General features: G+C 70.2%; 21 protein-coding genes. 9 read left to right on the top strand and 12 right to left on the bottom strand.

Annotated elements, in window-relative coordinates; translation table 11 throughout:
* Positions 1 to 521 precede the first annotated feature (521 nt).
* A complete protein-coding gene (locus ABZ824_RS26610; RefSeq protein ID WP_356966059.1) occupies positions 522 to 1301 on the top strand; it encodes a hypothetical protein in 780 nt (259 codons plus the stop codon).
* Here ABZ824_RS26610 and ABZ824_RS26605 read toward each other — a convergent pair.
* A complete protein-coding gene (locus ABZ824_RS26605; RefSeq protein WP_356966057.1) occupies positions 1298 to 1693 on the bottom strand; it encodes a VOC family protein in 396 nt (131 codons plus the stop codon). The genes ABZ824_RS26610 and ABZ824_RS26605 overlap by 4 nt on opposite strands.
* Before the next feature lie 63 nt (positions 1694 to 1756).
* Here ABZ824_RS26605 and ABZ824_RS26600 point away from each other — a divergent pair, with 63 nt between their 5' ends.
* A complete protein-coding gene (locus ABZ824_RS26600; protein ID WP_355078032.1) occupies positions 1757 to 2086 on the top strand; it encodes a helix-turn-helix domain-containing protein in 330 nt (109 codons plus the stop codon).
* Between the two features lie 22 nt (positions 2087 to 2108).
* Here the strand turns inward: ABZ824_RS26600 and ABZ824_RS26595 are convergent, their stop codons facing one another.
* Both ABZ824_RS26595 and ABZ824_RS26590 read right to left on the bottom strand, forming a co-directional pair.
* On the bottom strand, positions 2109 to 3407 hold the full coding sequence (locus tag ABZ824_RS26595) for an NtaA/DmoA family FMN-dependent monooxygenase (RefSeq protein ID WP_356966054.1): 1299 nt from the start codon (positions 3405 to 3407) through the stop codon (positions 2109 to 2111).
* A 131-nt stretch (positions 3408 to 3538) separates the two neighbouring features.
* The gene (locus tag ABZ824_RS26590; protein WP_356966052.1) at positions 3539 to 3718 is read right to left on the bottom strand and encodes a hypothetical protein; all 180 of its coding nucleotides are present in this window, start codon (positions 3716 to 3718) and stop codon (positions 3539 to 3541) included.
* Positions 3719 to 3958: 240 nt separating this feature from the next.
* Between ABZ824_RS26590 and ABZ824_RS26585 the strand changes: the two genes are divergently transcribed.
* Positions 3959 to 4210: a hypothetical protein gene (locus ABZ824_RS26585; RefSeq protein WP_356966050.1), complete on the top strand. Its 252-nt coding sequence runs from the start codon at positions 3959 to 3961 to the stop codon at positions 4208 to 4210.
* A 12-nt stretch (positions 4211 to 4222) separates the two neighbouring features.
* Here the strand turns inward: ABZ824_RS26585 and ABZ824_RS26580 are convergent, their stop codons facing one another.
* The gene (locus ABZ824_RS26580) at positions 4223 to 4861 is read right to left on the bottom strand and encodes a TetR family transcriptional regulator (protein WP_355078036.1); all 639 of its coding nucleotides are present in this window, start codon (positions 4859 to 4861) and stop codon (positions 4223 to 4225) included.
* 76 nt (positions 4862 to 4937) lie between these two features.
* On the opposite strand from ABZ824_RS26580, the gene ABZ824_RS26575 reads away from it, so the two are divergent.
* From ABZ824_RS26575 to ABZ824_RS26565, 3 genes are all read left to right on the top strand, one after another.
* On the top strand, positions 4938 to 5687 hold the full coding sequence (locus ABZ824_RS26575) for an SDR family NAD(P)-dependent oxidoreductase (protein ID WP_356966048.1): 750 nt from the start codon (positions 4938 to 4940) through the stop codon (positions 5685 to 5687).
* Positions 5684 to 6187, top strand: coding sequence for a VOC family protein (locus tag ABZ824_RS26570; protein WP_356966046.1), 504 nt, complete (start codon positions 5684 to 5686; stop codon positions 6185 to 6187). The genes ABZ824_RS26575 and ABZ824_RS26570 overlap by 4 nt, the downstream gene beginning before the upstream one ends.
* Before the next feature lie 127 nt (positions 6188 to 6314).
* Complete coding sequence (locus ABZ824_RS26565) at positions 6315 to 7190, top strand: TIGR03619 family F420-dependent LLM class oxidoreductase (RefSeq protein ID WP_356966044.1); 876 nt, start codon at positions 6315 to 6317, stop codon at positions 7188 to 7190.
* Between the two features lie 13 nt (positions 7191 to 7203).
* On the opposite strand, the gene ABZ824_RS26560 is transcribed toward ABZ824_RS26565, so the two are convergent.
* The 5 genes from ABZ824_RS26560 to ABZ824_RS26540 form a co-directional block, all read right to left on the bottom strand.
* On the bottom strand, positions 7204 to 8061 hold the full coding sequence (locus tag ABZ824_RS26560; RefSeq protein WP_356966042.1) for a fructosamine kinase family protein: 858 nt from the start codon (positions 8059 to 8061) through the stop codon (positions 7204 to 7206).
* Entirely contained in the window at positions 8058 to 8837 is a 780-nt protein-coding gene (locus ABZ824_RS26555) for a helix-turn-helix transcriptional regulator (RefSeq protein ID WP_356966040.1), read from the bottom strand. The genes ABZ824_RS26560 and ABZ824_RS26555 overlap by 4 nt, the downstream gene beginning before the upstream one ends.
* Positions 8838 to 8992: 155 nt before the next feature.
* Entirely contained in the window at positions 8993 to 9616 is a 624-nt protein-coding gene (locus ABZ824_RS26550) for a hypothetical protein (RefSeq protein ID WP_356966038.1), read from the bottom strand.
* Positions 9617 to 9708: 92 nt separating this feature from the next.
* The gene (locus ABZ824_RS26545; protein WP_356966036.1) at positions 9709 to 10272 is read right to left on the bottom strand and encodes a helix-turn-helix domain-containing protein; all 564 of its coding nucleotides are present in this window, start codon (positions 10270 to 10272) and stop codon (positions 9709 to 9711) included.
* Positions 10269 to 11210 (bottom strand): alpha/beta fold hydrolase, encoded by a 942-nt coding sequence (locus ABZ824_RS26540; RefSeq protein ID WP_356966034.1) that lies wholly within the window; start codon positions 11208 to 11210, stop codon positions 10269 to 10271. The genes ABZ824_RS26545 and ABZ824_RS26540 overlap by 4 nt, the downstream gene beginning before the upstream one ends.
* Before the next feature lie 162 nt (positions 11211 to 11372).
* Here ABZ824_RS26540 and ABZ824_RS26535 point away from each other — a divergent pair, with 162 nt between their 5' ends.
* Genes ABZ824_RS26535 through ABZ824_RS26525 form a run of 3 tightly spaced genes read left to right on the top strand, consistent with a single transcriptional unit; the run spans position 11373 to position 12159 of the window.
* Positions 11373 to 11753 carry an inorganic diphosphatase gene (locus ABZ824_RS26535; RefSeq protein WP_355078044.1) on the top strand — a complete coding sequence of 127 codons (381 nt, stop codon included), beginning with the start codon at positions 11373 to 11375 and terminating at the stop codon, positions 11751 to 11753.
* Positions 11754 to 11802: 49 nt separating this feature from the next.
* Complete coding sequence (locus ABZ824_RS26530; RefSeq protein WP_355078045.1) at positions 11803 to 11919, top strand: LPXTG cell wall anchor domain-containing protein; 117 nt, start codon at positions 11803 to 11805, stop codon at positions 11917 to 11919.
* Between the two features lie 9 nt (positions 11920 to 11928).
* The gene (locus ABZ824_RS26525) at positions 11929 to 12159 is read left to right on the top strand and encodes a DUF6480 family protein (protein ID WP_355078046.1); all 231 of its coding nucleotides are present in this window, start codon (positions 11929 to 11931) and stop codon (positions 12157 to 12159) included.
* A gap of 67 nt (positions 12160 to 12226) precedes the next feature.
* Here ABZ824_RS26525 and ABZ824_RS26520 read toward each other — a convergent pair whose 3' ends face one another.
* The 3 genes from ABZ824_RS26520 to ABZ824_RS26510 form a co-directional block, all read right to left on the bottom strand.
* Positions 12227 to 13066 (bottom strand): SDR family oxidoreductase, encoded by an 840-nt coding sequence (locus ABZ824_RS26520; protein ID WP_355078047.1) that lies wholly within the window; start codon positions 13064 to 13066, stop codon positions 12227 to 12229.
* A 38-nt stretch (positions 13067 to 13104) separates the two neighbouring features.
* A complete protein-coding gene (locus ABZ824_RS26515) occupies positions 13105 to 13665 on the bottom strand; it encodes a hemerythrin domain-containing protein (protein WP_355078048.1) in 561 nt (186 codons plus the stop codon).
* A gap of 166 nt (positions 13666 to 13831) precedes the next feature.
* Complete coding sequence (locus tag ABZ824_RS26510; RefSeq protein ID WP_356966030.1) at positions 13832 to 18436, bottom strand: cation-translocating P-type ATPase; 4605 nt, start codon at positions 18434 to 18436, stop codon at positions 13832 to 13834.
* Positions 18437 to 18481: the final 45 nt, after the last annotated feature.

Raw genomic sequence — 18481 nt, 5'->3', positions numbered from 1 at the left:
GCGGCGGGGATTCGCGAATTTCCGGCCGTGTCGAGTTCGTGCCGCGTGAATTTTGTGACCGACGTCCTAGTGCTGTCTTGTTAAGCGTGTCACAGCAATCGGGGCGCGCAGCGTTGGGCATCGTTGCGGTGAAATCTGCGAATGTCGAGTTCAACGCCGTGCGCGAAAAGTTACTCGCCGGTTGGGTCGCTCTTCGTCGGTAGGCCGTGGGAGCTGCGGCGATGCGTGGGAGATCGATCACGCTTGCCTGCTGTCGCGCAGCTGCTTACGGTGATTTTCGTCGATGGCCGATGATGCCCGATCGAATTACATCTTTATCGATGTGCCGCGATATTCGGCTTCTGGGGCAATTCCACTGTTATTGCTCTGGGCGGCAAGGTTATTCATGCGGCACCGGCGAAACTGGAGCAATGGTACAACCAACCCCTTGGCAGGCAAGCAAAACGCGCGACCGTCGGAGCCGTGGCTCCGGAGGCACCGGACGCGGGGCGACGCCACCACGGGGTGTGGATTGGGGCTTCTTGTTCGCCGCGACCGCGAGCGCGGTCGGCTTCGCCTTGCTGTTCCAGCCGTGGCTTTCGGCGTCGGGTTCGGGTGGCGAGGCGCGCTCCGACGCGTTCGGCCGGGTGACCGGGGCGACCAATGGTTTCGACGAGTGGTCGGTGTCGAAGTTCCGTGACGTGAACATCAGCGGCGCCTGGGGTCTGCTGGCCGCGGCAGCGATGGTCGTCACCGTGTTCGCGGTGGTGGCGCAGCTGCGGTTGCGGACCCGCGGGTTCGCGCACCTGGTGGTCGGCTCCAGTGTGCTGGCGGCGATCGTGGTGCTGAGCGCCTTGCTGTACCTGGATGCCAGGGGGCCGGAATTGCGGATCCTGGTCGATCCGGGTGAAGGTCTCGGCGCGGGGTTGCTGCACCGTATCTTCGGCGAGGGCGGGTCGGGCAGCGGCGAACGGCGTATGGCCAGCGCCGGACTCACGCCCGTGGCGTTGGTCGCCGGCGTGCTGAGCTGCGCCGCCGCGGTGGCCGCGATCGCGCAGGGCGCTCGCCGCTACGGCCTCAGCCCGATGCGGGCCCTGTCGTGGTTGGTGACGCCGCCGCCCGCCGAGCCCGAGCAGCCCGCGGCCGTCGCGGTGGCGCCGCGTCCGGCGGTACAGCCGACGCCGGACGCCGCCGAGCGGCTGCTGTGGGACGAACTGGTCTTCGATGACGACTTGGTCGCCAACGTCACGTGGGTGCGGAACACGAACCCGCCGCGGCCGGAAACCTCAGGGCATCGGTCGACGCCGGTCCTCACCCGCTAGCGTCCGATGGTGTGGTCCGGTCCCAGTACGCGCGTTCGTGTCTCGGGCGACCACTGCACATATTCCAGCTCGGCTCCGTCGGCATGCCGGACGTAGACGAATGTCCCGGTGGCGCTGGTGAGTGGTCCTGCGATGAGTTCAGCGCCGTAGTCGGTCACCGTCCGCAGCAGAGCGTCGAGATCATCGACGATGATCGGGCCGACGGTGGTCCGGTAGCGCTCGACATCGTCCGGGTGGCCCGCGATGAGCAGGAAGTCGCCGACGGCGGCGAGTTCGGCGCGCTCGAAGCCGAAACGGAGATCGGCCTTCGCTCCGGCCAGCCGTTCGTAGGTCGGCAGGGCGGTGTCGAGGTCGGTGACGAAGACTCTGGCATAGGTTTTCAGGATGCGCACCGGTCCGACGCTAGGCGCGGATCGGCACGACCGGCAGTACGCACTCGAAGGTGAGTGGTGAGGATGTCCGAGACCGAGGAGCAGCAGGCCAGGGCGGTCGCCCGGCGTGTTTTCGCGGCGCTGTCGACGAAGTGGGCGTTGCGGGTGCTCGAGGAGATCGGGGACGGCGAACGCCGTTTCGGCGAGTTGCATCGGTCGATCGAGGGCGTGAGCTACAAGATGCTGACCGAGACACTGCGTTCGCTGGAACGGGAGGGTTTGGTCGCGCGGCGCGATCACCACACGGCCAATCCTCGGGTGGAGTATTCCCTCACCCCTGCGGGAGACGAGTTGCTGCGGCTGGTGCACGGTATGTGCGCGTGGTCGCGCGCCCATCTCGCCGAGTTGATGTGACAGCGGCTGCGTGCCGCACGTGTCAGTCCGGTAGCGGGGGTAGTTCGAGGTTTTCGCGGAAGGTCGCGCCGACGTAGTCGGAGCCGGTGATGCCGCGGCGGCGTAGTTCGGGCAGCAGTCCGTTGACGACGAAGTCGCGGGTGCGTTCGTCGGCGAGTCCGCCGAGGGAGATCACATCGAGAACGCCTGCGTCGTAGCGTTCTTCGATCGCGTCGGCGAGTTGTTCGGGGGTGCCCGCGACGGCCCAGTGGCCGGTGTCTTTGGCGGCGATGATCAGCTCTCGCAGTGTCTTTCCCGACCGTGCGAAGTTGCTGAAGATCTCCACGCGGCCGCGTCGGCGGTGCACGGAGGCCACATCGGGGAGCACGTTGTCCGGGAGGGGCTTGTCCAGCGGCAGGCCGGACAGGTCGACGCCGCCGCCGAGCATGTCGGCGAGGGCGGCGCGTCCCGCTTCGAAGTCGGTCGCCTCGGCCTGTTCCCGCGCGAGGCGCTTCGCTTCGGCTTCGGTGGCGCCGTAGGTGGCGTGGAACGAGCTCATGATCAGCGGCAGGCCTTCGGCGCGGCCGAGTTCGCTCGCGCGTGCGCGAATGCGTTTGGTGTAGGTGACCGCGTCTTCGAGGGTCGGCAGTGAGGTGAACACGACCTCGGCGAATCGCGCGCCCAGTTCGATGCCGCCCGCCGATTGCCCGGCCTGGAATTGCACGGGTCTGCGCTGCGGTAGGGGCGGGATGTTCAGCGGTCCACGGACGGTGAAGTACCGCCCGGCGTGATCGATGGGCCGCACGCGGGTGGCGTCCAGGATCGCGCCGCCGTGCCCGTCGGGAGTCAGCGCGCCGGACTGCCAGCTGTCGAACAGGGCGTTGACCACCTCGAGGGATTCGGTGGCGCGGGCATACCGGTCTTCGGGACTCGGCAGATCCTGGTCGCCGTAGTTCTCCTCCCCCACCGAGGAAGTCACCGCGTTCCATGCCGCGCGGCCGTTGCTGATGTGGTCGAGGGTGCCGAAGAGCCGGGCGAGGTTGTAGGGGTGGTGGAAGGTGGTGGTCACCGTGGCGATGAGGCCGACGTGCGAGGTGACGGCGCTCAGCGCGGACAGGAAGATCAACGGTTCCTGGGCGCCGATGGCGCCTTGTGCGCCGAAACTGAGCAGGTCGGCGGCGAAGAGGGCGTCGAATTTGTGTTGTTCGGCGATTTTCGCGATATCGATCGATGACGCGATCGTCGTGGCGGACGGATCGATGGCCGCCGCGTACACGCTGACCGCACCGCTGACTCCCGTGACGGTCTTCAGGGGCCGTCGTCGCCCACCAACTTTGCCCATTGCGGCGACGCTACCGGTGCGCACCGCTGTCGTAACGGGTTGCGATCAGCGAGATGTTTTCTGTCCGAGCGGAATTTGCGGGGCGGTGCCACAGAGGTGATGTGGCATGGCTTCGTACACCGGGGCCGATCCTAGGCCTGTTCTCGCCCGTCGCCGTGGTCCTCGGCAGGGGTCCGGTCCGCGCGCGGCACCCGTACCACTCCGGTGTCGAGATCGATGTCGAACCGCGGTGTATGGGTCTGCCCGTCGCTGTCCTCGCTTCCCTGATGGTTCAGCTTCTTGCCAGGAAACAGCTCCCCGATGACGCCCATACGATCACCATACGCGCGAGCGGTATCCGACCGAGTCCGGCACGGCGCATCCCCGCCGACGGCGTTCGGTCGACGAGTGCGGACGTGATCGCCAGGCGATAGCGGTCGAACGGTTCCGTTTCGGCGACCGAGGGGCTGGGGCTCGGTTAGCATCATGTTCTGCTCCGATCGGCCGAGGACCGCGGCACGGGGAGCGCTGGGCGACCGATACAGGAATCGAACGACAGATCGGCCTACCGAATGGAATACGACGCCGACCTCGCCCAGGCTCGGGTCTTCTTGGAGTTGCTGACCCGGCAGGCCCGGACGTTGGCGCGGGAAATCGAATCCACTTACCGCCACGATCCCGCCGCGCGGCACGAGCTGTACAGCGAATTGTGCGTGGTGCGCCGCTATATCGACCGACTGCACCGACGGTTCCCCGATACCGCGGGGCCGCAAGTGCGTCGGCAGCTGGCCGTCGCCCCGGGTACACGGCCGGTGCTGGGTTGAGGGGTGCCGTTGTCAGTGCCCCGGCGCGGTGGCCGTGCGCTCGGGGACGGGCACGGTGAGCATGGCGACGATCATGTCCACGATCTCCGCGGCGTCCCCGGGGTGGGCGGTGCGCACCCCCGCTTCCAGGGTGCGTTCGTAGTCGGCGATCAACGCGAACATGACGGTGGCCATGGTTTCCAGGCGTTGCCTGCGCAGCCGCCGCGGCAGAGCGGTCAGCGCGGCGTCGAGGCGGGTGGCGATGATGCGGACGGCAGCGCGGTCGGCGTCGGCGAGACGGTGCGCGTCCGCCACGACGGGATGGGTGCGTACCACTTCCAGGAACCGGCCCAGATGGGTCACCCGGTCGTGGCCGAGCAGTTCGAGGATCGGGGTCGCGAGCATGGCGACGAGGGTGTGCACGTCGTTGGTGCGGCCGTCGGCCTCGTGGGCGGCCAGCAGCTGCATGCGCCGCTGTTCGAGCCAGTTCATCCGGCGCTCGACGATGGCCTCGATCAGTCCGGTGCGCGAATCGAAGTAGTAGTGCACGGCGGAGTTGTTGCGCTGGCCCGCGGCGGCGGCGATGTCGCGCAGCGGCACGTCGAGGCCGCGTTCGGCGATGAGGCGTTCTCCGGCGTCGAGCAAGGCGGTGCGCGATTCGTCGCTCGGCATGCACGCACTCTACTAAACACGAGTATTGACGATGTTAAACACAGATGATTAATTAAACGGCGTGGATAATGTGGCGGTGGTCACCGGTGCCGCGTCCGGCCTCGGCGCCGCGCTGTGCCGCCTGTTGGCCGCGCGGGGCGTCGCGGTGGTGGCCGCTGACATCGACGCCGCCGGGCTGGTCGGGCTGGCCGCCGATACCGCGATCCACACCCAGGTCGTCGACGTCTCCGACGACGACCAGATGCGCCGCTTGGTGCACGGCGCCGTGGCCGAGCTGGGGCGCATCGACTTCCTGTTCAACAACGCGGGCATCCGTGTGGGCGGCGCCGCCGAGCACATGCCGTTGCCGCAGTGGCAGCGGCTCGTGGACGTGAACCTGTGGGGCGTGGTGCACGCGACGCGCCACGCCTATCCACTGATGCGCGCGCAGGGCTCCGGCCACATCGTCAACGTGGCGTCGCTGGCCGGATTGACACCGGTGGCGCCGTCGGCCGCGTACGCGATGACCGAGCACGCGGTGGTCGGGCTCAGCACCGCGCTGCGCGTCGAAGCGGCCGCCGCCGGTGTCCGCGTGAGCCTGGCCGTGCCCGGCGGGGTCGCGACCGACATCGTCGATTCCGGGATCGACCTGCCCGGGTACTCCTATCGCGAACCGTTGCGCCGGACGCCGATCGGGATGACCGGCTCCGAACGGGCCGCGCGGCACATCCTGCGTGGCATGCGGAAGAACCGGCCCTACATCGTGTTTCCGCATTACAACAGGGCGGTGGTCGCCGCACACCGGTGGTGTCCGGGTCTGCTGAGCCGTCTCGGAGGCCGCCGATGATCACAGGCGGCCCGATCTTCCAATTGTGCTGGGTGGTGGGTGATCTGGCTTCGGCTCGTGAGACGTTCACCACCCGGTACGGAGTCGGTGAATGGTTCACCATTCCGGAGGTCCACTTCGGGCCCGATGCGGCCGAATTGCGCGGGGCCCCGGCCGATTACACGATCGGTGTGGCGCTCGGCTATGCGGGTGGCCAGCAGTTGGAGCTGATCGAGCCGCGTGGCGGGGTGAGCCTGTACGCCGAGCATCTCGATCGGGTCGGCCCCGGACTGCATCACGCCGCCTGGGTGCCCGAGGACTACGACGCCGCGCTCGCCGAGGCCGCCGCGACCGGTATCGAGATCACCGCGCGCGGCCGGTTCGACGGCGTCGGGATGGAGTTCGCCTATCTCGAGGGCGGGCCGATCGGCTCGCACATCGAACTGCTGCGGTTGTCACCGCAGATGCGAGCGCTGTTCGACCATTTGATTCCGGAAGGATTCACCAACCCATGGCAGTAGGCGGCGGCCCACGGCAGTCCGCGATGCCGTCGCGGCGGCACGGTCGCGCCTGCGGCAGTTCCCCTCACGTCTCGGCAACCGCCCGGGACCCGCGCGGCGCGCTCGACGCGCCAGGAAGGCAGGCACCATGCGTTTCACCTACGCCGAGACGATGACCGACCCGTCGTATTACCTCGCTCTGGCCAAGGCCGCCGAGGAGGCGGGCTACACCTCCATGGCGGTCGCCGACAGTGTGGCGTACCCGAAGGAGTCCGACGCGAAATATCCCTACACCCCCGACGGGAACCGGGAGTTCCTGGAGGACAAGCCGTTCGTCGAGGCATTCGTGCTCAGCGCGGCGATGGCGGCGGTGACCACCACGCTGCGGTTCACGCCGTTCGTGCTGAAGCTGCCGATTCGCCCGCCCGTGCTGGTGGCCAAGCAGGCCGCGTCGGTGGCCGCGCTGAGCGGCAACCGGTTCGGGCTCGGTGTCGGCATCAGCCCGTGGCCGGACGATTTCGAGATCATGGGGGTGCCGTTCGACAAGCGCGGCGCGCGGATGGACGAATGCATCGACATCGTGCGCGGACTTTCGGCAGGCGGGTACTTCGAATACCACGGGCAGTTCTACGACATTCCGCCGATCAAGATCAGCCCGGTGCCGACCGAACCGGTGCCGATCCTGATCGGCGGCCACAGCAGGCCCGCGTTGCGCCGGGCCGCGCAGCGCGGCGACGGGTGGATGCACGCCGGTGGCGAGGGCGCCGAATTGGACCGGCTGCTGGGCGAATTGGACACGTTGCGCGCGGAGTACGGCACCCGCAAGGACTTCGAGGTGCACGTCATCTCGCTGGACGGTTTCACTGTCGACGGGATCAAACGTCTCGAGGACAAAGGGGTCACCGATGTGATCGTCGGCTTCCGGCTCCCCTACACCACCGAGCAGGACACCGAGCCGCTGGAGACCAAGATCGCCAGCCTGTCCCGCTTCGCGGAGAAGGTCATCGCCCGGGTCAACGGGTGACGCCGGGCGCGGGTCAGGACCCGAGCGCGGCGGCGGCCGCGGCGAGGGTCCGCGCTCGGTAGCCCGCGCCGAACAGCGCGACGTGCACCAGCAGCGGATGCAGCTGGTGCAGCGGCGTGCGGGTGCGCCATCCGTCGGCCGGCGGGTGGGTTTCGTGGTAGGCGGCGCGGATACGGTCCAGGTGTGGAGCGCCGAAGAGGGCGAGCATGGCCAGGTCGGTCTCGCGGTGGCCCGCGTGCGCGGCGGGGTCGACGAGCATCGCCCGTTCCCGCGTCCACACGATGTTGCCCGACCAGAGATCGCCGTGGATGCGGATCGGTGGTTCGGCGGGGCCGGCCAGCTCATCGATGCGATCGATGACGCGTTCGATCAGGCGGGTGCCGTCGGAGCCGAGCGCCGCCGCCGCCCGGGCGAGGTAGGGCGCGAGGCGCTGCTCGGCGTACCACCGCGACCACGGGCCGTCGGTCGGGGTGTTGGGCAGCGGCAGGCTGGCGATCCAGCCTTCCCACGGGGCCCCGAACTGCTCGGCGCGGGCGGCGTGCAGCGCGGCCAGTTCACGGCCGAATCGCTCGGCGGCCGCTGGGGTGGGTCCGGTCTCCTCCAGCCAGGGCAGCACCAGTGTCCGGTCGTCGGCGGCCAGGACCTGCGGCAGCAAGGCCCCGGCCGGGTCGGGCGCGGTGGCGCGCAGCCAGGACAGGCCCGCAGCTTCGGCCGAGAAGACGGATGTCGGCGCGGCCGAAGCCTTCACGAAAACCGTTCTGCCGTCGGCTGTTTCGGCGCGGTGCAGCGTCCACGCATGGCGGGCGCCGAGATCGGTGACGGCGCGGACGGGCGCGTCCAGCAGGGCCGACAGCTGGGCCGCGCGGCTCACCGGGCGCCCGCGGTGAGCCGTTTCATGGTGTCCTCGTCGGCGGGGAAGAACGACTCGATGGCCAGTTCGGCGACGGTGACGTTCATCGGGGTGCCGAACACCGTCGTGACGCTGAGGAAGGACAACTCGTTGCCGTCGTGCTCGATCCGCAGCGGCACCACCGCCTGGTCGGGTTCGGGCACGGTGAGCTCCACTTCGCCACCGGGGTAGGACCGCAGCTCCTCGAGCAGGTCGGCCAGGTCCCTGGCGCCGGTGACCTCTACTTGGCGCGCCAGACGGGCGAGGATGTGGCCACGCCATTCGGCGAGGTTGCGGATGCGGCCGGCCATGCCGTCGGGGTGCAGGCTCAGCCGCAGCGCGTTCACCGGCGGTTTCGTCAGTGCCGGATCGATGTCCGCGATGAGCACGGCCACGCCGCTGTTGGCGTCGATCATCGTCCAGTTCTGATCGATGGCCAGCGCGGGGTAGGGCTCGTGGCCCGCGAGGATCTGGCGCATGGCGCCGCGGACGGCGTTCATGGCCGGAGTGTCCAGACCGGGCTGCGCGTAGGCGGGCGCGTAGCCCGCGGCCAGCAGGACGCGGTTGCGTTCGCGCAACGGGATCTCCAGATGCTCCGACAGGTGCACGATCATGGTGCGGCTCGGGGTGGCGCGCCCGGTTTCGATGAAGCTCAGGTGCCGCGCCGAGGTGTCGGCCCGTCCGGCCAGCTCCAGCTGGCTCAGCCTGCGTTCCAGGCGCCAATGTCGCAGCAGGTCACCTGCCGTTGGGGTAGTCACGCCCCGATCCTACGAACGGCCGGCCGTCGCGGCCATTACCTCTCGGGTAAGGGCCGCCGATACCTGCGGCGTCCTGGCCGTTCCGGTCGCCGTGCCCGCGCGGGAACACGAATGTCCGGCCGGAAGCGTGTGCTCCGGCCGGAACTCGGGCGCTGTCAGGCCATTTCGGGGACGCGCAGATGCGCGAACGCCAGCTCGAACTCCCCCACCTCGAGCACGTTGGCGCCGACTCGCTGAGTCGCCGCGCTCCTGATCCGAGTGCTGTGCTCGCGGGTGGCGTCCATCGCCTCGCGAGTCGCCCACACCATCGCGCCCACCCCTCGGCCGCTGTCCCGGTCGACGAACAGGCTGGCGCTGCAGAATCCGTCGAGCGTCTCGATCTGCGGCAGCACTTCCATCCGGAACGTGTCGATCAGGCGCTCGACCTGCCCCGGGTCGACCTGCACCCAACTGCACCTGGCGCAGGCGGCGTCGCCGGCGGGATGGTCGCGGTGCATCGCCGCGATGTCCCATTCCTCGACGCGCTCCACCCCGCCGCCGAGTCGGCGGGCCAGGCCGTCGCGCAGTTGCTGGGCCCGTCCTCTGCTGGCATGCAATGCCTCCCGCGATTCCCACGAGGTCGTAGCGATGCAACGTCCCGTCGACCGGTTCACCAGCAACGACATGCCGACCCACCCCTGCAGCTCCGGCAGATTCGACATCACTTCATCGCGGAGGTATGCGATCCCGTCGTCCATCGATGACGGCTGGGCCGCGATTGTGCTGGAACGTGCGTACACGGGCCACCTCCCGACTGCTCATGGCGGCGCCCCGGTGGCGCCACCGGACATACTCACCTTCCTCCAGCCCACGCCCACACGCAATGCCTCGGCTACCGTTCGGCTACCCCGTTGCCGCGGTGTCCGGTGGCCAGGCGTACCAAGGCCGCACGCAGGTCCGGGCGGGTCCGCGAGGCGGTCAGCTCCGCGAGCGCGATATCGGCGATCGCGGCCACGATCAGCGTCGCGACCGGTTCCGGGTCCGCCCACCCGGCGGCGGCGAGATCGTCCGTGATGACCAGCGCGGCTTGCCGATTGCGCGCCGCGACCTGCTCACCGAGGCCCGCTTCGGAGCGCGCCTGGATCAGCAGCGCCTTCGTCGCCGGCTGGGCCAGGCAGCCGTCGAGGTAGGCGTGCATACCCGCGGTCAGCCGCTCGATACCCGGCGGCGTGCCGGAGACGGTGTCCAGCACCTGGGCGAACAAGTCCTCGTGGAAAGCGTGGTGCAGCGCTCGGATGTAGTCGCCGCGGCTGGACCAGTGCTGATAGAAGCTGCCTTTGGCCATGTTCGCCTGCGCGACGATCGCGTTCACCGACAGTTTGGCCAGATCCGCCTCCCCCAGCAGGGTGCGGCCCGCGTGCAGCAGTGCCTTGCGGCCGGGCTCGGCCGACCTCACGACCCGGCCACCGAGGTGAGCGGTCCCACGATCGGCGCGACCACCGGGCATTCCACCGACCGGGCGTGCTCGGGATCCAGCGCGTCGAGCACTTCGCGCACCGCGACCGGATCGGAGGTGAGCCCGTAGTGTTCGGAGTAGTCGGTGGCGCACACGTCCTGCAGCACGATGTTGCGGGCGTTCGGCCCGTCGAGCATGCCGGTGGTGTAGGGCGTGGCGATCTCGTCGTAGCGGCTGACGATGCTGACGAACTGCACATCGGGCACCAGCCGGGCGTCAGCTTTCAACTCCCGCAGAAACGGCGAGTCCGGCGACATCTGGCAGGGGCCGCAGTCGGCGATGGCGTCCGCGGTGCCCGGCAGATCCCGCAGGGGCTTCGCCGCGGTGTCGGCGCCGCTGAGCGTCGACCCGTGATAAGGAGCGCCCAGCCCGATGTGGCGTGCGACCTTTCCGGCGCCGCCGAGGTGGTGGAAGTAGTAGAACGGCACCGCACCGCCCATCGAATGCCCCACGACATCGACCTTCGCCGCGCCGGTGGCGGCCAGGACGCGGTCGATGAACGCTCCGATCTGGCGGGCGCTCTCGGGGACCGGCGCCACCGCGCCCAGCGCCGGACCGAACGCACCGGTGCCGTAGGTGGTGGTGTACACGCAGTATCCGGCGGCCGCCAGCAACGGCGACAGGGTCTGCCAGCTCACCGTCTCGTTGCCCAGGCCGTGCAGCAACACCACGGGATTCGGATGTGCGGCACCCGGGTGGCAGGTCCAATCGTTGGCTCCCGGCGGGGGCGCCCCCGGCGCCGCCAGCTGCGCGGCCAACCCCGCCAGATAGCTGTAGGGAACGCTCGCGGGCTCCTGCGCCCCGGCGACGGGCGCGGCTCCCAGGAGGCACACCGCGGCGGTGGCCGTCGATGCGGCAAATCGAAGCAAGGTTCGCACCTGCTACTCCTTCACTGAACACGCTATGACCGACCGGTCGGTCATAGCGTACAGGTGTGGCGGCCGGGCGGGAAGGGCGAAGCGGAGCGCCCGATCGACCGGCCTGCCGCCGCCCGTGGCTCGCGCGCCACGGCATGATCGATCTGCCGTAGCCTGGGGCGGGTGACCGATCCGGTGAAACTCGAGGACTCCGAATCGCTGCGGTTGGCGCGTCTATTCCTCGGCCGCACAGTGGATCTGGTCATCGACCGCCCGTACGGCAGCCACCATCCGCGATGCGGATTCCGCTATCTCGTCAACTACGGATACGTTCCGCTCACCCGCGCCCCCGACGGACAAGAACTCGACGGCTACTTCCTCGGACCGTCCGAACCTCTGGTCTTCGCCCGCGGACGCTGTGTGGGGATCATCCACCGGTTCTACGACGATGACGACAAGCTGCTCGTCGTCGCGGACGGTAGCCCCGCGCTCGACGACGCGGCGATCGCCGACGCCGTCGAGTTCCAGGAGACCGCCGGTCACTACGTGATCATCGGCAGGTGACCGGCAGCCCCTCTCGATTGGGCACGCGGATACCGGGTAGGCCCCTGCCATGGAACTGTTGGTGATTCTCGGACTCGCGGTGCTGGTCGGCGCGGTGATCCTGTATCGCAAGAGGTCCGGCAAACGGCCCGACGCACCCGAGGCACCCGGAAACGACGGCGAGTAGGGAGCGGCTATGAACGCGATGGACCCCGACCCCGCGAAAACTCCCGACCTGGAACCCGGCGGCGGGGTGTCGCCCGGCGCCACACCACCGGACACCCCGCAGACGTCCGGTCTGTCCGCGCCGGAGCCGAGCACCCGACACCACTTCCCGGTCACCGGCGTGCTGGCGATGCTCATCGGGGCGCTGGTGATCCTGCTGTTCGTCGCCGTCGCGGTCGGGCTCGTGGTGACGATGCTGTGACCCGCCGCCACCGGCGGTCGGCCGATCCGGGAGATCGGCCGACCGTGGGGCTATCGCGCGCCGAGGGTCACAGGATCGGCCTGCCGCCGGTGACGGCGATCCGAGCGCCCGAGACATAGCTGCCGTCGTCGGAGGCCAGCATGACGTAGGTGGGCGCCAGTTCGGCCGGTTGACCGGCGCGGCCCAGCGGGGTGTCGTCCCCGAAGTGGGTGACCTTCTCCACCGGCATGGTGGACGGGATCAACGGAGTCCAGATCGGTCCCGGCGCAACGCTGTTGACCCGGATCCCGCGCTCACCCAGTAGCTGCGCGAGGCTGGCGGAGAAGTTCGCGATGGCGGCTTTGGTCGCCGCGTACGGAGCCAGGGTGGGCGAGGGCATGTCGGAATTCACCGAAGAACTGCCGATGATCGACGACCCCGGCGGCATGTGCGGCAGCGCCGCCTTCACCAGGTAGAAGTAGGCGTTGATGTTCAGCTTGACGGTGTGCTCGAACTCCTCGTCGCTGATCTCTTCCAGGGTCTCGTGCGTCATCTGGAACGCCGCGTTGCTCACCAGGACGTCGATCTTGCCGAATTCCCGTACTGCCCGGTCGATGACGGCGCGGCAGTGGGCGGCTTCGGACAGGTCGCCGGGCACGAGCACGGCTTTGCGTCCGGCCTGCGTCACCAGATCGGCGACTTCCTTCGCGTCCTCGTCCTCGTCGAGGTAGGAGATCAATACGTCCGCGCCTTCACGCGCGTAGGCGATCGCCACCGCCCGCCCGATGCCGCTGTCGGCGCCGGTGACGACGGCGGCCTTGCCGGTCAGTTTGCCGGAACCGCGGTAGCTGTCCTCACCGCAATCCGGCACCGGAGTCATCTTGGCCTGGATACCGGGGACTTTCTGCTGCTGCTCGGGAAACCCCATGTCGGTCCTCCTTCTGGCGTTTCGGGGCTGTGGGTGGTTCAGCTGTCGTGCTGGCGGCGCCAGTCGCGCACCGCGTCGCGGGCGCGGTCGAACAGCGCCAGCGGCGGGCCCGCCGCCAGGTTCGCGAGCGCGGACTCCCCCGCGTGCGGGTGCGGCCGGGTGGGCGCCACGGCCTCGGCGGCCCGCAGCGATCCGGCCATCCGCTGGAGCTGGCTGCTGGAGAACTGGGCGCGCAGCAGAGCGAATTCCTCGGCCTCCTCGTGCGCGGCGTGCTCGTCCACCGCGTCGGCGAATTCGGCGAGCCGGGCATCGAACTCGGGATGGTCCACCCCGAGGTCGTAGAGGTCGGCCAGCGCGCGTTTGGCCGCGTTCTCCTCCTCCAGCCGCGGTTGCACGATGTCGGCGTCGGCGCCGAACCGGGCCCGTCCGGCGACCGGATGCACGACCTCCTCCTCGGCGCTCTCGTGCACGGCCAGCAACCGCACCAACTCGGTGAACAAGTCCTGTTTCCCGTCGTTACCCGACTTCAGTCGCGCCAGCAGCGTGCGGATCTCCTCGTGCTGGGCGGTGAGCAGGTCGACGACATCCTGGTCGGTCATCGCAACACTCGTTTCTGTCGCTGTGGAATGCGTTCGTGGGCTCAGGTTTTCGTGCCCTGGGCGACCGGCCGCCGGGTCGCCGCGCGGACCGGGGATCATGTGCCCGTGGCGAGGTCCGTCGCCCGGCGGGTACCCGGGCGGACGGACGCCAATCAGCGCGCCGCTGCTACTCCGATTCCGGTGGGGGCAGCAGCCGCGGAACCAGCACCGCGGCGACGGTGGCGGTGGTCGCGCAGGTGGTCGCGATCCCCCAGCCGACCGGATCCAGCGGGCGGCAACCGAAGTAGCCGCACAGTCCCGGTGTCATCACCACCGCGCCGAGCACCGCACCGCTGGCGGCCGTGGTGAGCCACACCAACGGGCTGCGGTAACCGGAGACCAGCGTCTGACCCAGCTGTGTGCCGATGAGCGCGACCAGGCCGATGGTGGCGGCGCGGCGCTGCGTGCCGGTCATCCGGCCGAGGGTCCAGGCGACCGAGGCGCTGGTGGCCGTGGCGACGCCGCGGACGCCGAGCGTGTGCAGCAGGTCGGGGCCCAGGCGCGCGGGCGGCAGCTCGGCCAGCCGCTCCGCCGCGCGCTGCGCTTGGGCCTGCGGGTCGTCGGTGTCGTCGGGATCGACCGCGTCCCGTTCCCGCGACAGCGCCAGCGCCATGGCGGGGAACATGTCGGTGAGCATGTTCACCAGCAGGAACTGCCGGGTGCCCAGCGGCGCCTGGCCGCTGACGGCGGTGCCGTACAGCGTGAAGGCGACCTCGCCTGCGTTGCCGCCGACCAGCACGCCGACGGCGTCGGTGACCCGCTGCCACATGCCGCGGCCTTCGACGAGGGCGTGCAACAGCACCAGGGGGTCGGGATGGGTGAGCACCATGTCGGCGGCGTTGCGGGCGGCGACCGAACCCTGTGCGGCCAAACCGATTCCGACGTCGGCGGTGCGGATCGCGGCGGCGTCGTTGCTGCCGTCGCCGGTCATCCCGACCACATGTCCCGCGCGGCGCAGCGCCGCCACGATGCGCACCTTGTGTTCCGGGCTGACGCGAGCGAACACCGTGCTCTGCTCGATCAGTTCCGCACGCGCGGTCTCGTCCAGACGGTCGAGATCCGCGCCGGTCACCACCTCCCCCGCCTCGATGCCGAGCTGGCGGGCCACCGCCGCCGCGGTCACCGGGTGGTCGCCGGTGATCATGCGGACGCTGATTCCGTTGCGCTGCAACGCGGTGACCAGCGGCACCGTCTGCGGGCGCGGGGCGTCGGCGAGGCCGATGAAGCCGAGCAGACTCAGTTCGGCGACCGCCGCCTCGACGTCGTCGGGTTCGGTCGGCAGGTCGCGCCGGGCCACCACCAGCACCCGCAAGCCCTGCTCGGCCAGATCGCGAACCACCTGTTCGGCGCGTTGACGCAGGCGGTCGTCGAAGGGATGGTCGGTCTCGTCGATCCGCACGCCGGTGCAGCGCGAGAGCACCACTTCGGGGGCGCCCTTCACGATCAGCCGCAGTTTGCGGGAGGTGTGGCCGAGGGTGGCGGCGTAGCCGCGGTTGGATTCGAACGGGATCTCCTCGATCGCGTCCCAGCGGCGGGGGTCGTCGCCGAGCGCCTCGGCCGCGGCCTCGACCACCGCGCGGTCGGTGGCGTGCACGATCGGGCCCTCGGCGGGATCGGGGCAGGCGCGGGTCGCGGCCCGCAGCAGGCGGTGCGCGTGCTCGCAGTCGGCGTCGGCGGGCCACTGCTCGTCGAGATCGGCGAGTGTGGTCAGGCGCAGCCGCCCCTCGGTGAGGGTGCCGGTCTTGTCGAAGCACAGGGTGTCCACCCGCCCCAGTGCCTCGACGGTGCGGCTGGCGCGCACCAGCACGCCGTGTCGCGACAGCCTGCGGGCGGCGGCGAGCTGAGCGACCGTGGCCACCAGCGGCAGTCCTTCGGGGACCGCGGCGACCGCGACCGCCACGCCGTCGGCGATCGCGGTGCGCAGCGGCCTGCCGCGCAGCATGCCCAGTCCGGTGACGATGCCGCCGCCGCTGAGCGTCAACGGCAGGGCCCGGTCGGTCAGGCGGCGCAATTGCGCCTGCACACCGGCCTTTTCCGGCGGGATGGCACCGGCGGCGGCGCGGCCGGCCTGGGTGTCGTGACCGACGGCCACGACGATCGCTCGCCCGGTGCCGTTGACCACGGTGCTGCCTTCGAAGACCATGCAGGCGCGCTCGGCCAGCGCCCGGCCCGGGGTCGCCGCGACCTGTTTCTCGACGGTGATCGATTCGCCGGTGAGGCCGGATTCGTCCATTTCCAGATCGTCCGCGCGCAGCAGCCGGGCATCGGCGGGGACCACTTCCCCGGCTCGCAGCACGATCACGTCGCCGAGTTCGAGGACGTCGGCGGGCACCAGGTGCTCGCGCGGTTCGGCGGTGTCGAGGTCGGCGCGGTCGATCACGCGGGCGCTGAGCTGCTCGCCTTCGAACAGGCGGAACAGCGCGTTCTCCGCGCGCTGGCGCTGCCAGGCGGAGACCAGCGCGTTGACGCCGAGCACCGACGACAGCAGCACCGCGTCCGACGGCGCGCCGAGCACCGCGGTGGCGACCGCGCCGACGCCGAGGATCGGGGTGAGCGGATCGGCGAGTTCCCGGCGCAACTGACCGGCGAACGACGCCGCCGCCGCGATGACGCTCACGCCGGGGATGCGGGCGACCGCGCCGGGCCGGGCGCGCTCGGGCACCGCGAGCGGCCGCGGCAACCGGCTCAGCACCTCTTGGGGTTCGAGGGCGTGCCAGGGCAGCAACGGTGCGAGCGTGGCCGGTGGGGCGGTGCGCGCCGAACGCCATCCGGTGTAGGCGCCGGTGAGCAGACCGGTGTAGTGGGCGGCGGTCATGGGCGACGAGCGGCCCGCGCTGTCCGGGGCGACCGCGAGCAGTAGACCGCCCAGCGCCGCGCCGGACAGGGCCAGTGAGCGGCCGCGTTCGCTCACCTGACGGGCCGGAGCGACGGCGGCGAGGACGCGGTCGGCCTGTGCGAGGTCGCGGCAGACTGCGTCGGCGGTCCACGGCATCTGCAGCGCGTTGTCTTCCCGCACGGCCAGACCGATCGCGACGTCGGCGTGGGCCAGCGCCTTGTGCGCGCGGGGACTCAACACGGCGACGACGTGACCGTCCTGCTGCAGAGAGCGCACCAGCCCGCTCATCGACGTGGACGGGGAGACGAATTCGTCGGCCATGGACCGCAACTCGGCGGCGTCGGCGCTCGCGGCGAGCGTCACGCGCAGGCCCGCGCTGCGCGCCCGGCCCAGCAGCGCGTATGCCCGCCGGTCGAGTTCCCGGCCGACCAGGACCCGCCCGACCGATGTGCCGTTGTCGTGGAATTCGCGCCACACTGGGCGGCGCGTCACACCGTCGTCGGGTTTTCCGGTCGCGGGGTGCACCAGTCTGCGGTGGCCGCCGGCCGACAGGTAGCGGCCGGTGTGGTCGGGCTGCGCGTCGTCGCGGCTTTCGCCGGTCTCGTGCTCCCACAGCAGTCGCTGGCTCGCGCTCCATACCTCGGCGACCGACCATCTCGGGTCGGTCGCTTCGGCCTCGAGGACCAGACGCCGTGTGGTCAGCAGCGATTCTCCATCGATGACCAGCGCCGACAGGCGGTCCAGCCGCCGCCACACCCGCGGGTGCAGCGTCAGCACACCCGCGCGGCCCAGCATCGTGGAGACCAGCGCGCCGTAGGCCTCGCGGCTGGCCCGCGCCGCCTTGGGCGCTCCGAGTTCCAGTGCGTCGGCCGCGCCGAACAGGCCACGTCCGCCGAGGACGGAGGTGACCGCGCCCGCCAGCGCACCCGCGGCCGTTTCGTCGGCAACCCGTTCGATCGGGCCCTGCGGCATCTGGACCACACGGTCGGGCGGGGTCAGCGGGTCGCACACTTCCGCTGGGCGGCGGTCGATCTCGGCCTCCCAGTCCTGCCATTGCACGTAGCGGGTGAGCGATTCGGTCAGCGTGAAACCGCGGTGCACCGCGTCGATCACCAGATTCGCCGTGCCCGCCGCCGCACTGTTGCCCAGGGCGTTGCCGATCGCGTTCGCCGTGGTCAGCACCAGATCGGTTCGTGGACGGCCGAGCTGATCCTCGAGCCGTTTGCGGAGACGGGGCTGGGTGTCGACGAAGGCGGCGGCGGCGCGCAACACACGGGCGGGTCCGCGCAACGGCAGCACGGCGCTCATGGCGGACAACCCGATCGCGCACACGTCGCCCGCGACCTGGATCCCGGCCGCCAGCAGCGGTTCCCGGTCCCCCGGGTGCTCGCAGCCGCGACTCCAGTCCAGATCGCCGACCGCGTTATCGGTCTCGACGGATTCGATGGCCGACACCAGGGCGGGCAGGTCGGCCGCACCGTGCTCGAGAGCGGCCACGACGCGGCCGGTCACCGCGTTCACCCGCCACCAACGCACATCGCGGCGGCGGTCCAGCGTCCGGTGCAGCGCCTCGGTGATGTCTCCGCTCCTGCCGGAGTCCAGGCCGCGCACCTCCACGGTGGCCCGGTCCTCGTTGAGCGCAACCCGGCGCCGGGAGCGCAGCGCGTGCGGGTCGATCAGCGCGGCCAACTCGTCGCGCAACTCCTCGTTACTGCCCAGATTCAGCAGCGACACGCCTGCCCGTGCACCCGCTGCCACCGCCTGCACCGGCGCCTGCGCCGCCTTCATTCCCACATCGACGGCCTTCTCCACGCTCGCGCGGGCCATCTCCGCCGCAACGGAGGTCGGCGCCTCGAGCCACCACGGTGAGACGACTCCGCGTAGTAAGAAGCTCATACACGGCAGCTACCCAGGCATGCTCAGAGCAAACCGTCCGCGGCC

The sequence above is a fragment of the Nocardia sp. NPDC047038 genome, assembly GCF_040644075.1.
GTDB classification, from domain to species: Bacteria; Actinomycetota; Actinomycetes; order Mycobacteriales; family Mycobacteriaceae; genus Nocardia; species Nocardia sichangensis.
This window is presented reverse-complemented; position numbering and strand designations above follow the sequence as displayed.

What these genes read in the sequence shown, in the direction of transcription:
- ABZ824_RS26600 (WP_355078032.1), top strand. Translation starts at nt 1,757, where the DNA reads ATGTCCGAGACCGAGGAGCAGCAGGCCAGGGCGGTCGCCCGGCGTGTT.
- ABZ824_RS26595 (WP_356966054.1), bottom strand. Translation starts at nt 3,407, where the DNA reads ATGGGCAAAGTTGGTGGGCGACGACGGCCCCTGAAGACCGTCACGGGA.
- ABZ824_RS26590 (WP_356966052.1), bottom strand. Translation starts at nt 3,718, where the DNA reads ATGGGCGTCATCGGGGAGCTGTTTCCTGGCAAGAAGCTGAACCATCAG.
- ABZ824_RS26585 (WP_356966050.1), top strand. Translation starts at nt 3,959, where the DNA reads ATGGAATACGACGCCGACCTCGCCCAGGCTCGGGTCTTCTTGGAGTTG.
- ABZ824_RS26580 (WP_355078036.1), bottom strand. Translation starts at nt 4,861, where the DNA reads ATGCCGAGCGACGAATCGCGCACCGCCTTGCTCGACGCCGGAGAACGC.
- ABZ824_RS26570 (WP_356966046.1), top strand. Translation starts at nt 5,684, where the DNA reads ATGATCACAGGCGGCCCGATCTTCCAATTGTGCTGGGTGGTGGGTGAT.
- ABZ824_RS26565 (WP_356966044.1), top strand. Translation starts at nt 6,315, where the DNA reads ATGCGTTTCACCTACGCCGAGACGATGACCGACCCGTCGTATTACCTC.
- ABZ824_RS26530 (WP_355078045.1), top strand. Translation starts at nt 11,803, where the DNA reads ATGGAACTGTTGGTGATTCTCGGACTCGCGGTGCTGGTCGGCGCGGTG.
- ABZ824_RS26525 (WP_355078046.1), top strand. Translation starts at nt 11,929, where the DNA reads ATGAACGCGATGGACCCCGACCCCGCGAAAACTCCCGACCTGGAACCC.
- ABZ824_RS26520 (WP_355078047.1), bottom strand. Translation starts at nt 13,066, where the DNA reads ATGGGGTTTCCCGAGCAGCAGCAGAAAGTCCCCGGTATCCAGGCCAAG.
- ABZ824_RS26515 (WP_355078048.1), bottom strand. Translation starts at nt 13,665, where the DNA reads ATGACCGACCAGGATGTCGTCGACCTGCTCACCGCCCAGCACGAGGAG.
- ABZ824_RS26510 (WP_356966030.1), bottom strand. Translation starts at nt 18,436, where the DNA reads ATGAGCTTCTTACTACGCGGAGTCGTCTCACCGTGGTGGCTCGAGGCG.